Annotated in this window: 9 protein-coding genes; 8 read left to right on the forward strand and 1 reads right to left on the reverse strand. The window is 56.6% G+C overall.

The annotated features are described in order from the left end of the window. Positions 1 to 16: 16 nt before the first annotated feature. Both CIB54_RS20610 and CIB54_RS20615 read left to right on the forward strand, forming a co-directional pair. A complete protein-coding gene (locus tag CIB54_RS20610) occupies positions 17 to 10,270 on the forward strand; it encodes a hemagglutinin repeat-containing protein (RefSeq protein WP_157829746.1) in 10,254 nt (3,417 codons plus the stop codon). Beyond that, positions 10,267 to 10,497 carry a hypothetical protein gene (locus tag CIB54_RS20615; RefSeq protein WP_055002011.1) on the forward strand — a complete coding sequence of 77 codons (231 nt, stop codon included), beginning with the start codon at positions 10,267 to 10,269 and terminating at the stop codon, positions 10,495 to 10,497. Before CIB54_RS20610 ends, CIB54_RS20615 begins: the two co-directional genes overlap by 4 nt. An 818-nt stretch (positions 10,498 to 11,315) precedes the next feature. On the opposite strand, the gene CIB54_RS27375 is transcribed toward CIB54_RS20615, so the two are convergent. Beyond that, a complete protein-coding gene (locus CIB54_RS27375) occupies positions 11,316 to 11,543 on the reverse strand; it encodes a hypothetical protein (protein ID WP_137199865.1) in 228 nt (75 codons plus the stop codon). Positions 11,544 to 11,714: 171 nt separating this feature from the next. Here CIB54_RS27375 and CIB54_RS20625 point away from each other — a divergent pair, with 171 nt between their 5' ends. The 6 genes from CIB54_RS20625 (at position 11,715) to CIB54_RS20645 (ending at position 15,450) form a co-directional block, all read left to right on the forward strand. After that, a complete protein-coding gene (locus CIB54_RS20625; protein ID WP_232790584.1) occupies positions 11,715 to 12,581 on the forward strand; it encodes a hypothetical protein in 867 nt (288 codons plus the stop codon). Positions 12,582 to 12,744: 163 nt separating this feature from the next. Continuing rightward, positions 12,745 to 13,239, forward strand: coding sequence for a hypothetical protein (locus CIB54_RS27380; protein ID WP_157829747.1), 495 nt, complete (start codon positions 12,745 to 12,747; stop codon positions 13,237 to 13,239). Beyond that, a complete protein-coding gene (locus CIB54_RS20630; protein WP_101220797.1) occupies positions 13,229 to 13,696 on the forward strand; it encodes an Imm6 family immunity protein in 468 nt (155 codons plus the stop codon). Before CIB54_RS27380 ends, CIB54_RS20630 begins: the two co-directional genes overlap by 11 nt. A 73-nt stretch (positions 13,697 to 13,769) precedes the next feature. Then, the gene (locus CIB54_RS27385; protein ID WP_157829748.1) at positions 13,770 to 14,096 is read left to right on the forward strand and encodes a hypothetical protein; all 327 of its coding nucleotides are present in this window, start codon (positions 13,770 to 13,772) and stop codon (positions 14,094 to 14,096) included. Further along, positions 14,093 to 14,545 (forward strand): hypothetical protein, encoded by a 453-nt coding sequence (locus tag CIB54_RS20635; protein ID WP_101220798.1) that lies wholly within the window; start codon positions 14,093 to 14,095, stop codon positions 14,543 to 14,545. The genes CIB54_RS27385 and CIB54_RS20635 overlap by 4 nt, the downstream gene beginning before the upstream one ends. Before the next feature lie 380 nt (positions 14,546 to 14,925). Next, complete coding sequence (locus CIB54_RS20645) at positions 14,926 to 15,450, forward strand: hypothetical protein (protein ID WP_024673397.1); 525 nt, start codon at positions 14,926 to 14,928, stop codon at positions 15,448 to 15,450. The last annotated feature ends 622 nt before the right edge of the window (positions 15,451 to 16,072 follow it).

The following is a 16,072-nucleotide window of genomic DNA, read 5'->3' on the forward strand; positions in this document are numbered from 1 at the left end:
CAGCGAGAAACTGAAAATGGACGTTCGACAATTTGCCTTCCTGGCCCGCCAACCCTCTGCCGCCCTGAAGCCGAGAAACGCCTTCTTCGGCCTGCCCAAGCGCGGGCTGGCGTTGATCCTCGCCAACGCGCTGTTCTGGCAACCGCTGCTGGCCCAGGCCGAGGGCATCGTGGTCAGTGCGCCGGGTACCACGGTGGGCGCGGCGGGCAATGGCGTGCCGGTGGTGAACATCGCCACGCCCAACGGCGCAGGCTTGTCCCATAACCAGTTCCAGCAGTACAACGTCGGCCCCAACGGCGTGATCCTCAACAACGCCAACGGCGCGCTGCAAAACACCCAACTGGGCGGGATCATCGTCGGCAACCCCAACCTCAAGGGCGGTGCGGCCAGCGTCATCCTCAACGAAGTCAACGGCGGCAGCGCCAGCCAGTTGCGCGGCTACACCGAAGTGGCGGGGCAGTCGGCCAAAGTTATCGTCGCCAACCCGTACGGCGTGACCTGCGCCGGTTGCGGTTTCATCAACACCCCCAACGTCACCCTCACCACCGGCAAGCCCATCATCGACCCGACCGGCCAGCTGAAAAGCTACCAGGTCGAGGGCGGCGCCGTGACCATCGACGGCGAAGGCCTGAACGCCAGCAACGTCGACCGCTTCGACATCATCACCCGCTCGGCCAAGATCAACGCACAAATCAACGCCCGCGAACTCAACGTGATCGCCGGGCGCAACGACGTCGATGCACAAAGCCTGAAAACCACCGCTCGCGCCGACGACGGCAGCGCCAAGCCCGAGCTGGCGATCGACTCGTCGGCCCTGGGTGGCATGTATGCCGGCGCGATCAAACTGGTAGGCACCGAAGCCGGCGTGGGCGTGAAGCTCGACGGCACCCTGGCCGCCAGTGGTGGGGATATCCAGCTCGATGCCAACGGGCGCCTGAGCATGGCGCAGACCGCTGCCAGCGGCGCGATCAATGTCAAAGCTGCCAGCCTTGACGCCCAGGGACCGATGTATGCCGGTACCGCGCTGGAGGTGCAAACCCAGGGCGATCTCAACAGTCGCAAAAGCCTGGCCGCACGCGACCGCATTGCACTGTCCAGCGGCGGCACGCTGACCAACGCAGACATCATCGAAGCCGGCGTCAACGCCGATAACACCCGCAACTCCACAGGTGATGTCAGCCTGCGCGGCCAGGCCGTCAACAACAATGGCGCCAGCGTGATCGCCAGCCGCAGCTTGAGCGTCGATACCCAAGCCTTGAACAACCAGGGCGGCACCCTCAGCGCCCGGCAAGGCACTCGCGTCACGGCGGCTGCCCTCGATAACCGCAACAACGGACGAGTCCTCAGCAACACCGCGCTGGCTATCGACGCCGGCGCGCTGCAGAACGGCCAGGGCGGATTGATCGCCAGTAACGGGCCGCTGACTGCCACGCTGGGCACGGTGCAAAATACCGGCGGCGAAATCTCCAGCCTGGACACTGCCAACCTGACGGTGACCACCCTGGACAACGTCGCGGGCCTGGTCACGGCGGGCAAGGCGTTGAGCCTCAGCGCCGGCACGCTCGACAACCAGAACGGGCGCGTCACCAGCCAGGGCGTTCTTCACCTCACCGGTAATCGCCTCGACAACCGTCAGAAAGGCCTGGTCGCCAGCACCGGCGGCGTGCAGGTCGACGTCGCCAACATCGACAACCGCAACGGCGAGCTGTCCAGCCGTGCGGGCGTGGCGGTGAACGGCACGCAATTGGATAACAGCGATGGCGGCCTGGTAGTGGCTGGCACTGGCCTGAACCTGAACGTCGATCAATTGCTCAACCGCAACCAAGGCCTGATCAGCAGCGAAGGGCTGCTCACCGTGACCACGGGCACCCTGGTCAACCGTGGTGGCGCGCTCTCCAGCGCCGGCCCGCTGAGCATCGCCGCCCGTGACGCGGTGGACAACCAGGGCGGCCGCCTGGTGACGGACGGCACCCTGACCTTGACCAGCGCAGCCGTCGACAACAGCCAGCAGGGCACCCTCAGCGCGCGTAATGCGCTGCGCATCGACACTCGCGACCTGAACAATCAGCAAGGTGGTCAGGTGACCAGCGCCACCGGCCTGACCCTTGAACTCAATCGCGGCCAATTCAACAACCAGGGCGGGCTGATCAACGGCCCGCTCTTGATGCTCAACAACCTCAAGGACGTTAATAACCAGGGCGGCGAGATTTCCAGCAGCCAGGCCTTCACACTCACCGCCGACAACCTCGATAACAGCAGCGGCAAACTGCTGAGCAACGCCGCCCTGACCCTGCGCATCGGCCAGGCCCTGGCCAACGTCAAGGGCATGATTGCCGCCGCTGCGGTTGACGCAAGCGCTGCCAGCCTGGACAACAGCGGCGGCACCCTCACCAGCCGTGGCGACACCCTGCTCAACGTGAGCGGCCCATTGACCAACCAGGCCCAGGGCCTGATCAACGCGGCCAACCTTCTGAGCATCAATACCGCGAGCCTGGATAACCAGGGCGGCTCCTTGCTGGGCAGCGCGATTGCCGTGGACTTCGGCAGTGCCACCGGCGACCTGAACAACACCGGTGGCCTGATCACCACCGCCGGCAACCTGAGCATCAATCACCTGCGTGACCTCAGCAACCAGGGCGGCGAACTCTCCAGCGCGCAGACCCTGACCCTCAGTGGTCGCACCCTCGATAACAGCGCGGGCAAGCTGATCAGCAATAACCTGCTGGTGCTCAACGCCGAGACGCTGATCAACCAGAACGGGCTGATGTCCGGCTGGCAAGGCCTGAACGCCACTGCCGCAAGCCTGGACAACCGCAACGGCGGCACCCTCTCGAGCCGCTACGGCGACCTCAATGCCACGCTCACCGGCCGCCTGCTCAACAGCGGCGCGGGTGCGCTGGTCAGCCAGAAAGCGCTGACGGTCAGCGCCGCCGAGCTGGATAACAGCGACAAAGGCGCGCTTTCCAGCGCTGCCGAGCAAACCCTCAACGTCACCGGGCTGCTGAACAATGCCAACGGCGGCGCCATCGACAGCGGCACGGCCTTGAACCTGACCGCGCAGAACCTGGACAACACTGCCGGCACCATCAGCGGCGGCGCTGCCACCCGTCTGGACCTGCTGGCGACCCTGACCAACACCAACGGCAAGTTGGCCAGCGCTGGCCCGTTGCTGATCAGCCGTGCCGCGCAGATCGACAACCAGGGTGGGCAACTCGCCAGCCAAGGCCTGTTGACGCTGCTGACCGGCGGCCTGGATAACCGCAATCGCGGCACGCTGGCGGCCAACGAGCGCCTGAGCATCACCGCCAGCGGTCTGGTACAGAACGGCAACGACGGCTTGATCTACAGCCAGAACGCTGACCTCACGCTCAGCGCCAACCGTCTCGACAACGCCAGAGGCGCGGTGCAAAGCCAGGGCGGCCTGACCCTCGATGTGGTCGATGCGGTCGATAACCAGAGCGGCAAACTGATCGCCCAGGCCGGCAACCTCACTGCCGGCGCAGCCAGCCTCGACAACCGGGGCGGCACCCTCGCCAGCCTCCAGGCCTTGCTGCAGACCCGAGTGGTCGGTGTGCTGCGCAACGGCTATGACCTCACCAACAATCGTCAGGGCGGCGTGATGCAGGGCCAGACCCTGGACCTGCAGGCCGGTGGCGTAGACAACTACGGCGGACGTATTTCCGCCCAGGCCGGCGACGGCCTGGTCACCACCGGCAACTTCGACAACCGCAACGGCGGGCTCTATGCCAAAGGCCTGATGCGCGTGGTCGGCCACGATTTCGATAACAGCGGCGACAACGATGGCCAGATTGCCGCCCGCCAGATCGACCTGGACCTCAGCGGCGCGTTGAATAACCGCCTGGGCATCATCGAAAGCGAATCCACCCTCAAGGTCCGCGCCGCCAGCCTGGACAACCAGACCGGCCGCCTGCGCGCACTGGGCAACAGCGGCACCACCGAGTTCGCCATTGGCGGGCTGTTCGACAACCGCGACGGCGTGCTGGAAACAGCCAACACCAACCTGAGCCTGGACGCCGACCGCCTGCAGAACCTAGGCGGCAATGTGCTGCATGTGGGCACCGGCACCTTCGGCATCGCGCCGCGCAATCTCAATGATGTAGGCGGCAGCCTGGTCACCCGTGGCGACCTGACCATCGCCCAGGACACCTGGACCAACAGCAGCGTGATCCAGGCCGGGCAACTGACCGTCAACGTCAACAGCCTCGAACAGACCGCGACCGGTCAATTGCTCGGCGCCCGGCGCTTTATCGGCAGCGGTGGCAACTGGTCCACCAATGGCCTTATCGCCAGCGACGGCGACCTTGACCTGAGCCTGAGCGGCGCGCTGAACAGCAGCGGGCGCATCAGCAGCCTGGGCAAACTGAACCTGAGCGCCGCCCAGGCCAACTTGAGTGACACCGCCAGCATCGCCGGCGGTGGCATGACCCGCGCCACCCTCAGCGGCACCCTGAACAACCGCGGCCGCCTGACCTCGGCCACCGACCTGCTGATCAACGCGGGCACGCTCAACAACTACGCCACGCTCGGCAGCGGGCAAACGCTCACGGTCAACACCGGCGCATTGCTCAACGACCACGGCCTGATCTTTAGCGGCGCCGACATGAGCCTGCGCGTGGCGTCACTGAACAACAGCTACGGCGACCTCTACAGCATGGGCAACCTGAGTGTCGATCGCGACGGCAAGGGCGGTCTGGCCGACAGCATTATCAACAGCTCATCGAGCATGCAGAGTGATGGTGACCTGACCCTCACCGCCGCCACGATCAAAAACGAACGTGCGGTACTGACCGTCAACGACGCGGGTGTCTACACCGCCTCGGCCACCGAGGGCGCGTGCATCAAGTACGTCAACGCCGGTGACTGCAAAGCAGGCGGCACCCCGCGCAACTACGTGTGGGAGTTGCTGACCCGCGACAAACTGGAAGTGACCGCCGCCAGTGCCGGTTCGAGTATCACCGCCGGCGGCAACATGACCCTGGCGGGCGGCGACCTGCTCAACAGCAGCAGCTCGATCGCGGCCGGCGGTAACTTCACGGCGCGCCTGAACAACCTGGTCAACACCGGCATCGAAACCGGCGAGACCGAGACCTATCGTCTTTTCACGTCAGAGCGCACCAAGCACCCTGGACGCTGGTTCGATGCAGCCGCCGCACTTACCAACAAATACTGGTACAAAAGCGCCGGTTACAACCCCAATGACCTCGGCGGCCTTGAGGCCACGGTGGCCAACTTCATCGGCATGATGGAGATCGAGCGCACGCAGTTCGGCAAGGTCACCAAAATCGCCAGCGATGATCAGCGTTATGCTGCCGTGATTCAGGCTGCCGGCGCGGTGGACGTCAAGGCGCAGGCCGGTATCGACAACAGCGTGGTGCGCCCGGGTTACACCTACATCGGGGCGGGTGCAAAAACCACCACCGGCGCGACCGGCGCCAGTGCCGCCAACGGTTACTCGACCCGCGTCACCCTCAACGCGCAATTGCCTCCGGACCTGGCCCAGCAGCAGATCAACCCGCTGAGCTTGCCCGGCTTTACCTTGCCCAGCGGCCAGGGCGGCCTGTTCCGCCTCAGCGGCCAAAGCGCCAGTGCGCCGGCCAGTACCGGCCCGCAAGGCTGGAGCCTGGGCGGCGGCAGCGTAGACCGAGCCCCGGCTTCCGGGCCGGTGGTACCCGCCGCAGGCACCTCGGCCGACGGTGTCACCATCAACCGCGTGCAAGGCCTGCCGGACAGCCAGTTCGTCTCCAACCCACAGAAATACCTGATCGAAACCAACCCGCAGCTGACCAATCTCGGCCAGTTCCTCAGTTCCGATTACATGCTGTCCAAGCTCGGCTACGACCCCGACCAGGCGCAAAAACGCCTGGGTGATGGCCTCTATGAACAGCGCCTGATTCAGCAAGCGGTCATTGCCCGCACCGGCCAGCGCTTCATCGACGGCCAAACCAGCGACACGGCGATGTTCAAGTACCTGATGGACAACGCCATCGGCAGCCGTCAGGCGCTCAATTTGTCGGTCGGTGTAAGCCTCACCGCCGAACAAGTCGCGGCCCTGACCCACGACATCGTGTGGATGGAAAACGCCACCGTCGCCGGCCAGCAAGTGCTGGTGCCGGTGCTCTACCTGGCCCAGGCCAACAACCGCCTGGCGCCCAATGGCGCGTTGATCACCGGCAGCGACCTGAGCCTGGTCAGCGGCACAGACCTGACCAACGTCGGCACCCTGCGCGCCACCAATAACCTGGTCGCCAGCGCCGGGCGCAACATGGTCAACAGCGGCCTGATCGCAGCGGGCAACCGTCTCGACCTGCTGGCCGGCAACAGCCTCACCAACCGCGCCGGCGGCATCATCAGCGGGCGCGACGTCAGCGCCGCTGCGGTAAATGGCGATGTGCTCAACGAACGCACCGTCACCAGCCACCAGAGCAGCAGCGGCTATCGCACCGAACGCACCGACTTCGTCGACAACGCCGCGCGCATCGAAGCCGCCAACAGCCTGACCCTGCAAGCCGGTCGCGACATCAACAGCACCGGCGGTGTACTCAAGAGCGGTACCGACACCCGTATCCAGGCCGGGCGTGACGTGAACCTCGTCACTGCCGAACAACGTAACGCCAATAGCGTCAGCACCTACTCACGCAGCAGCAACGTGACCCAGTACGGCACGGTGGTAGAAGCCGGGCGGGACTTCCAGATTGTGGCGGCACGGGACATCAGCGCCATCGGCAGCCAGTTGAATGCCACGCGTGATCTGGCGTTGGTGGCCAAGGGCAATGTGAACCTGGCTTCGGCGGCGAATGAACAGCATTCGGCGTTCAATTCCAAGAAGGTCACCAGCAAAGAGGATCACGTTCAGCAGGTAGGCACCTCATTGGTGGCCGGCGAAAACCTCTCCCTGAGTGCAGGCAACGACCTCGCCGTCAGCGCCAGTCGCGCGAGCGCGGGCAAGGAAGCCTACCTCTATGCGGGCAATGATCTGACGCTGAAGGCCGCCCAAGACAGCGACTACAGCTATTACCGCAAGACCAAAACCAGCAAAGGGTTGCTGTCCAGCAGCCAGAAAACGCGCATCGACAGCAGTAACCAGATTACCCAACAGGGTTCCTCCATCAGCGCCGACACGGTGGTCGTGCGTGCCGGTCGCGACATCGGCACGAGCGCCAGTGACGTGGTGTCCACGAACGCCACCAGCCTGATTGCCGGGCGTAATGTGGTGATTGATGGGGCAACGGAAACCTTTGAACAAAGCCATTCGTCCTCGACCAAAAAATCGGGCTTGATGAGCAGCGGCGGCATCGGCGTTACGTTGGGTTCAAGCAGCAATAAAAACACCCTCACCAGCAGCACCGAAACCACCCGGGCCAGCAACATCGGCAGCGTGCTGGGCAGCGTGGATATCCGGGCGGGCAAAGACCTCACCATCAAAGGCTCTGACGTGGTTGCCGGTAAAGACATCAGCCTGGTTGGGCAAAATGTCAGCATCCTGGCGTCCGAAAACAACAACCGCAGCGAACAGACGGCCAAAAGCAAAACCAGTGGTTTGACCCTGGCACTCTCCGGCACCGTGGGTAGCGCGGTGGACTCCGCTTACCGAACTGCCAAGCAAGCCAAAAGCGAGGACGACGGCCGCCTCTCGGCGCTGCAAGGTGTGAAGGCGGGTTTGACGGGGGTGCAGGCGTGGCAAGCGGCGCAGCAGGATGGCGGCATGACCGGCGCCAACGCTGGGCAGTTTGTAGGTATCAGCATCTCCCTGGGGTCGCAGAAGTCCGACTCCAGACAGACGCAGGAACAAACCCTCAGCCAGGGCAGCAACCTGACGGCGGGCAATAACCTCACCATCGTGGCGCAGGGGAATGGCACGCCGGGAGACGCCGGTGATATCCGCGTTCAAGGCAGCAAGCTCCAGGCCAGCAATGAAATGACGCTGGCTGCGGAGCGTGATATTCGCCTGGAGGCTGCGGCCAACAATCAAAAGCTCGATGGGAAAAACAGCAGCAGCGGTGGAGCGATTGGCATCAGTCTGGGCGTGGGTTCCGGAGAAAGTGGCCTGAGTATCTTCGCCAATGCGAACAAGGGCACCGGCAACGAGAAGGGCACCGGCACCACCTGGACGGAGACAACGCTGGACGCGGGCAAACAGGTCAGCCTGATCAGCGGACGAGACACCGCCCTCAAAGGCGCGCAAGTCAGCGCAGACAAAATCACCGCTACCGTGGGTCGCGACCTCACGCTGCAAAGCCTGCAGGACACCGATAACTACAAGTCCAAGCAAACGGATGTCAGTGGGGGCGTCAGTTTCGCCATCATCGGCAGCGGCGCCAGCGCCAACCTGAGCATCAGCAAAAGCAAGATCGACTCCAAATACCAGAGCGTGCAGGAGCAGACCGGCCTGTTCGGCGGCAAGGGCGGCTACCAGATCGATGTGGGCAACCATACCCAACTCGATGGCAGCGTGATCGGCAGCACGGCCACGCCGGACAAAAACCGCCTCAACACCGGCACCCTGGGCTGGAGCGTTTTAAAGAACAAGGCTGACTACACAAGCCAGTTGCAGAGCGCCAGCGTCAGCAGTGGCAGCGATGGCACCAACGCGTTCATCAGCAACATGCCCAGCGGCAGCTTGATCGGATTCAACCACGGCGACAGCGACAGCGGCACTACGTCCTCGGCCATTTCCAACGGCACCCTCAACATCCGCGATCCTGCCAAACAGCAGCAGGACGTGGCAACGCTGAGCCACGATGTTGAACACGCCAACGGCGCCATCAGCCCCATCTTCGATAAGGAGAAAGAGCAGAAACGGCTGCGGCAGGTGCAGTTGATTGCGGATATTGGTGCTCAAACCGTCGATATTGTGCACACACAAGGCGAGCTCAACGCCAAAGAGGCGGGTCGCAAAGAACTGGCCGGGAAAGGCAATGATCAGCCGACGCCGGAACAAATCGCTGCCAGCGATGCGTACAAAAAAGTCATGGCTGACTACGGCGTGGGCGGTGACTACCCACGCGTAGCTCAGGCCGTAACAGCGGCATTGCAAGGGCTGGTTGGGGGCGATATTGGCTCCGCTATCGCGGGGGCGTCGTCTCCTTACTTGGCACAAGTGATCAAGAAAACCACCGGGGACAACGATGCGCTGAATACCATGGCGCATGCGGTATTGGGTGCCGTGGTGGCACAGGCCCAAGGCAACTCGGCGCTGGCAGGCGGTGCCGGGGCAGCGACGGGCGAATTGATCGCCCATCAACTGTACCCAAACACTAAAACGGCGGATCTGACGCAGGAGCAGAGAGAGACGGTGGTTGCGCTGTCCGGTTTGGCCGCTGGGCTGGCTGGGGGGATTGCGGGCGGTGACCTGAGTGGGGCAGTGACCGGCGCGCAAGCGGGCACTAATGCCGTCCAGAACAACTATCTGAGCAAGGCGCAGAAGGCTCAGAGAGACAAGGAAATGAGGGAGTGTCCGACGTTGGTCTGCAGTACAGGCACAGCTACGAAGTGGACAGCGATCGACATCGCGCAGGATGCGAGTTTTACAGTCGGTGCTGCCGCTGGTGCTGTTCTGGGGCTGAACGACACTGTTGACGGTATCGTGCACACTGCAGGCAGCCTCAAGGAGACCTATGCGGCGCTCAAAGCTGTAGTGGAGAGCGGTGGTGTTTGGGACGCGGTCAAGCAGCCGTATATTGATCGCATAGACCGACTGCAAGCGCAGTATGAAGAAGCCGGGCCCAGTGGCTCCTTTAACGCCGGGGTTGAAACTGGAAGGCTGATCAGCGATATGGCTGCGGTCCTTTCAGCTGGCGGTGGGCTGGTGAAGGGTGGCGCCTTGCTGGCGGAGAAGGTTACGGCTAAGGTTGCTGCTCGAGTAGAGTTGGGTGGTTCAAAAGCTACTGCTACAACGGGAGAAGTTGTAGCTACTGAAGCCACAAGTGCAAATGCCCAAGCTGCATTGAGAGCGAAACTATCAGGACTACAAAAAGCTCAAGAGACAGCAGCGGTCACTAGAACACTGCCTGATGGCCGTATTCGTTACTACACACAAGAGGTTCCTGCAAGGACAGAAGGACCTACTCGGGGTGCTTCTTTCGCCACGGAGTTTGATCCTAAAACGGGCAGTACGAGGCAATGGATGGAAAGCTATGACCATGCAGGAGAAGTAATCCGTGTCCACCCGAAAAGTATTAATGGGCAGCCGGTTGATGCTCAGCACTACCCTCCGACCGGAGCAGAGCTAAAGAGTTGGGGGCAGCAATGAGCATGGAAGACATAGTGGCTGACAGACTTGGAAGAGTAGTTGCTGATGGATTTGATATTTTTAAAATATCAAAAGAGGCACTTGATATTTACCAAGATCCAAACCTTTCTCTCACAAAAGATTTAGACATTGCGTTGTTGTCACTAATGGCAATGGTCGAGGGGCCAGAGTTTGAGATGACAGAAAAAGAATTTTATGATTTTTTATCTGATATTCGACAGATGTAGTTTCCAATATACCCAACTTGATCAGGCACTATCGACACCGGCCTTGCGCCGGTGTTTTGCACCCTATTTGCACCCTTTTTGCCGCCTTCCTGCACTCATCCTGTAGTCTTCTTGTACTCAAGCTGTACCCTTTTTGTAGTCCTTTTGTCTCCTTTTTGTCTACCAACCTGACGACCTACGGTCTACCTGCTCAATACGCCCTTTTTCAGCATGAATTTTCGCTCCTTAACAGGAGCAAAATCTCAATACACAACACGCATCTCTCGCGAGGTGGGTATTTTCTATATGTATCAATTAGTTATCCGGTTTCTGTCTTCTAGGTGCTGCTATACACTTGGGGAATAGGGGTCAGACCACGGTTTTGTGTTTTTAAAGTTCAGCAGAATTACCCTTTAGAAATATTATTTATTTTTTGTTATTATTTTATTCGGTTGGCTTGTTGATGTGCGGCTAAGCTGACTAAGAATAGTGGCCTGACCCTATTTTGTGACCCCTATTTTGTACTACCTTCTCCTCGCACCATTCCTGGAAAAGGTGATATTTATGTTGTTAGGGAAATAGGGGTCAGACAACGTTTTGCGTTTTTTTGAGTTCAGTGAAGTTGCTCTTTAAAAATATGGTTTATTTTTGGAGAAATAGGGTAGACCACGGTTTTGCGTTTTTAGAGTTTAGTGGAGTTGCTCTTTTAAATAGAAGAATAGTGGTCTGACCCCTATTTCCCCTCAATAAACACTGACGTATGGCGTATAGCTTTTGCTATACGCAGCAGCGAAGTATGGGGGGCCGGTTTACTCTTTCAGATCGGCCCTTTTTTCTGATTACGCACTGGGTGGTCGGCTGCTGTTATCCGCCTCCATGATTTTTGATGCCAGGTACTTAAGAACCATCCCGTCGAGCAGTGCCTTGATCACTGATTTCTTGGCTTCGGGCATATGGCTGACGGCCTCAAAGCGGAGGCGCAAATCGTCGGACGGCCCGCGTTCTCCTTCAGCGAACACCAAATCATCCAAACCGAGGATGTTCTGGGTCAGGCAGCTAGTCGACAAGGTCGTTACAAGATCATCAGCGTGGCAGAGCAGCAGCAGGCTAGGCAGATGCTTCGGGAGTTCAGGCGTGCCCCTGAAAATTTGAGTGGTAATTTGATCGGCGTTGACCTACAGGGTGAAGTATTGCGGGTCTCACCTTGGGCGCGTAATTGACTGATGGGGCGTACCAGAATGAAAAAAATAGAAGAAATCCTAGAGCAGCATCGGCACTGGCTGTCTCAGTCGGATGGGATGCTGGCTCAAGAGCTTGAGTACCTTGAAGAGGATCTTGCCTGTGACTCCTTGGAGGGGTTGGGCAATGTATCTGATTCATTGGGGATACTTGCAGTTTGTCACGGTATACAGGGAGAGGTTTCTATTTGTGCCGGTGATATTTCTGGCTGGGAGGAAGTATCCCGCGCGATGATTTACCGCTATTGGGTGCTAATGCTCAGAGCTAAGACCTTTTCTAATACGAGCTTTCTTCAAGGCATTAGAAACGCCCCGAATCTGACCAATCAGTTGAGCAATGCAGGTTGCTTACTTGCAGGTTTCATTGCTGCGGATAGGCATGATCTAGCGGAGTCGGTCGCCGATGTGCTTGTTGGGATGTTAACAGTTGATGGAGCTGTTGATCCCGGCTATCTCAAAGAGCGTCGATTCGAACCTTTCATGCTGTGGCTCTATTCTGTCTATTCGGGTGGGAATGCACCTGCCCTGATTGAGTCTATGGATCTCGGCATTTACAAGAAAGTGATAGACAGTTGGGCAGATGAGCAAAGGCTTGCCGGTGTACTGGACGAGGTATGCCAATATCACTTAGCTAACTCCGAAGATAAGGGCGGGGCTTGGGACCCGGAGTTCAAAAACCCACCTTTTGATTTGCTGCCTTTGGAGGTTTTCGCAATTTTTAAGGTTCGCCAACAGTGCGGGTTGAAGTCACTTGCAGTTGCGAATCCCTTGTTATCTATTGAAGTGGCTGCATTGGAGAATCTGGCTTTCACGCCTGATGACATTTCTGTAAGGGTTGAGACAGCCTATAGAAATTTCTTCAGCTAAAGCACAAATAGAACAATCGGGAACGACCCTGATAAGCGATAGGGGACAGACCACGTTTTTCGTAGATGTTGATGTGGCTGAATAGCAGTTCACTTGATGCAAAAGGTGCGCTCTTGATGCAAAAGATACAGCGAAGTTTTTTGAACTTGCTACTGCAGATGACTTGGCTTTAATTAGAGCAAAATATAATTTGCCAGATGGGAACAGAATAGGTGTCGCTAGAACAGATATTCCTGGGTTTGAATCTGAGGTTGTCGAAGGCCTTTCACCAGTACTGCGTCGCAATTCTGGGCTGCCAAGCCTAGATGAACTATACGGAGAGGCAAGAGCGATCAAGTCACCTTATAATAATCCGTTATTTACTCGGCATGCGGAAGAAGATCTATTTAATAACGTGGCTAATAAAATTGACAGGCAAGGATTAACGTCTGTCCAGTTAGATGGTCGCGTTGTGGATGTGAAAATTTCTAATGCAAGTGGTATCTGCAATAAGTGTAGCGCAGGCTTAACTGGTAATAGTGACCTGAATGGGGTGGTTAAACAATTCAGCGAGCGCTATCCTACCCTCCTGCTAAGAGTTACCGCTGAGGGAGGCGCAGCAATGCCAAATCGTCTAACAGTCCTAGTTAAAGGTGGGAAAATAGTTAATGGACAATAAAGAAGCTCTTAATCTCATTGACAGTATGAGGTGGATAAAGAAAGCCTCAATTTTTCTTTTGTTGCTTGATTATGCGCTACGTAATCTTGACTCGGCGAGTGGTACGCAAGAAAAGTGTCAAGAGGCAGTTGATAGATGTTGGCAATGGTTGTCTGATCGAGGGCTCAGTGCTGATGAGTTAGCATATTACCTAGACTCCGATGAGATGCAGGGCGGACCGTTGGCAGAAGGAAATTTCGCATCTGAAAGTGTAGAGCAAAATAGTTTGATTTTGATTTTGTTGGTGGTCGGTTTTTTTGCTAATAGGGCCTATAAAACTGCAGGACTACAAGAGCAAATGTCTGAGCCGATATGTGAGGCTGACGAGAGCTCTGCTGTATATATTGTTGATTATATTGAGCGGGTAGGCTTGTCTGATGTGTTGAGCTCTTATCTGTCGGCTAAAGCTAAGCGTTGATATGGTTCTACTTTTAAGTGTCAGACCACAGAGATAAGGTGCAAAAGCACCTGCCCAGATCGACAGTCCGCCCGTGAAGAATGGATGGAAGGTTGGTGATGATGTTTATAATCAAACGGCTAAAGGTAAGGATCCTTCTTGGTCTGCTGTCCGGGCTAGGTTTTGGAAAAACGAGGCATCTGCTCCCGATGCTGCGAGTACATATGGATCAGAGAACCTTGATCGAATGAGTAAAGGGCTCGCACCGCAGCGATATAATGCGGATAAAGGTGGAGTTGAGTCTATGGAGTTAAGTCACGAACCCATTCCTGCTCGGGATGAGGGAACGACTTTGTTCCTCGTTGGCCGCAAGATCACGCCGCTGTCGATCCTTACCGAAAGCCAGGATATTGATAAATGACGGAAACACTGTCTTCAATTTTTCAGCAGACTCGAGGGGCTCCGATTAAAGTTGCTGAAGGGCTTGCGCACCCGATTTTTCAAAAAGAGATTAGGGCAGGCCGAAGCAAATTCTTGGCTCGAAGGTTGAAATCATCTAAACAGCTGGTGTCTGGACTGCGTTTAAAAGTGGTAAAGGGCGAGCTAGAAGTAAATAACCAGCGTCACTCTGAAATAATTTTATGGTCTGATACTAGCCCGGAGTCAGTTTTTTTTACAGTGGTGTCTAAAAAAGCTTGCGAACTAAAGGTCTGGAATGTATGGCGTGTGAACGATATTGTGCAGGCTTGGGTTGGGAACGCAGGAATTGTAATAAGTGAGGAGGGTTGCATAACAAAATTGGAGTGTAGTGGCGGCACTGAGTTAGTCGACTTTTCTACTTTGGTTTTCCAGATCGAGTCGATTGATTAATATTCACTACTCGGTCCAAAAGCAACTACTAACGCTCCAAATACACCCAGGTTCATTACGGACTCTGCCGGTAATACTATTGATTTAGATTATACCAAGGGACTCAGGGAAACGAATGTGACGGTCAAGGGAACGCGTGGTGGTGTTCAGTATCCGTTGCAAGGGAAAACTCCCGATTCTTATGCGAATCTTGGAAATGGGCATGTTGTTGTCTAAGGTCCTGAGGGGCGTGCGCTATATGATGTGTCTAGCTCTCGGATTAAGGTGGTCGACTGGAACCAAGCTCCGAATGGAACATATTTCCCCAAGAAGGGAAGTGATACAAAAGCTTTTGAGGGAAATGTTCCTCAGTCGGTTCTTGATAGCTTAGGGTTGAAATGATGAAAGTTTATCAGGGTAATATTTCTAAAGAGTCGTTGAATCTGTTTGTTTCAGATATTGGCTCCGGGGAGTTTTTTTCATATGTAGGGCACTTGGTTTCATTAGAACAGGCAATTTCTGTTCTAGGTTTGCTCTCTCCTGATTTTATTGAGGTCAGTGGTCACATTTTCTGGCTGCCTAACGCTCAGCAATACGATCCGCAAAAATTTCATTTGAACGGGCTGGTTGAGACCGAATCTAGTATGTTGGAACAAAGTACATCGCGTAGAGACGTTGAACGATACAGAAATATTTTTTCAATAAATCAGTTCTTTTCAAAGTGGGAGGATGCACCGGGCCGACCCGTATTTAAAGTGGGCCTGTCGGAAGAAGATTATCGTCTTTGTCATTTATTTGCTGAACAGATCACTAGATATTGGAAGCGCGCGTTATCCGATGCCTTTCCAGAGAAGGTATTTCAGTTTGAAATTGCTGACGATCTTCTCGATGAATATGGCGTCTGTCTGACATTCTGGCAGTCGTAGTTTTAAGAGCGCACAGGATGTGTCCGCGCCATTAAAACCACTGCCAGAGACTAAACAATAATTATGCGTTTAGAAATGGTGGAGAAATAGGGGTCAGACCACGGTTTGGAAAATAGTGGTCTGACCCCTATTTCCGCAGGCACACATTATGTCCCGCGGTAGAGTACTTTGGTGATGATGGGTTTTATAAAGACGGACCCTATGAATCGGGTGCTAAGGGCGAGGTGTGGCTGTTCGGCTGGGATAGCACCGGGACTGCTTTCGGTTTCGACAGTGGAGACAACTGGCGATTGTTGGAAATCGACAATATGCGTTGGATAACGCGACTTGACTTGTCGTTTCGTCAGTTCGTCGAAGGGGTGTTGGTATGTTATCCACAGCGGCCGATAAGCTTTGCGAATGGAGTTTGGCGCGACTCGGGAGATGTTTCTTACACCCTATCGGATTAGGCATAAAAGCGTGCTGAGCCTAAAAAAGTGGAAAAGGCGCGCATTTATCTGAGGGAAATAGGGGTCAGACCACGTTTTGCGTTTTTTAGAGTTCAGTGAGGTTGCTCTTTAAAAATATGGTTTATTTTTGGAGAAATAGGGTAGACCACGGTTTTGCGTTTTTAGAGTTTAGT

Origin of the sequence: Pseudomonas fluorescens, from assembly GCF_002837185.1 — a bacterium.
GTDB lineage: Bacteria > Pseudomonadota > Gammaproteobacteria > Pseudomonadales > Pseudomonadaceae > Aquipseudomonas > Aquipseudomonas fluorescens_AM.

Coding starts and splice junctions, on each gene's coding strand:
- CIB54_RS20610 (WP_157829746.1), top strand. CDS start 17: ATGGACGTTCGACAATTTGCCTTCCTGGCCCGCCAACCCTCTGCCGCC.
- CIB54_RS20615 (WP_055002011.1), top strand. CDS start 10,267: ATGAGCATGGAAGACATAGTGGCTGACAGACTTGGAAGAGTAGTTGCT.
- CIB54_RS20625 (WP_232790584.1), top strand. CDS start 11,715: ATGAAAAAAATAGAAGAAATCCTAGAGCAGCATCGGCACTGGCTGTCT.
- CIB54_RS20630 (WP_101220797.1), top strand. CDS start 13,229: ATGGACAATAAAGAAGCTCTTAATCTCATTGACAGTATGAGGTGGATA.
- CIB54_RS20635 (WP_101220798.1), top strand. CDS start 14,093: ATGACGGAAACACTGTCTTCAATTTTTCAGCAGACTCGAGGGGCTCCG.
- CIB54_RS20645 (WP_024673397.1), top strand. CDS start 14,926: ATGAAAGTTTATCAGGGTAATATTTCTAAAGAGTCGTTGAATCTGTTT.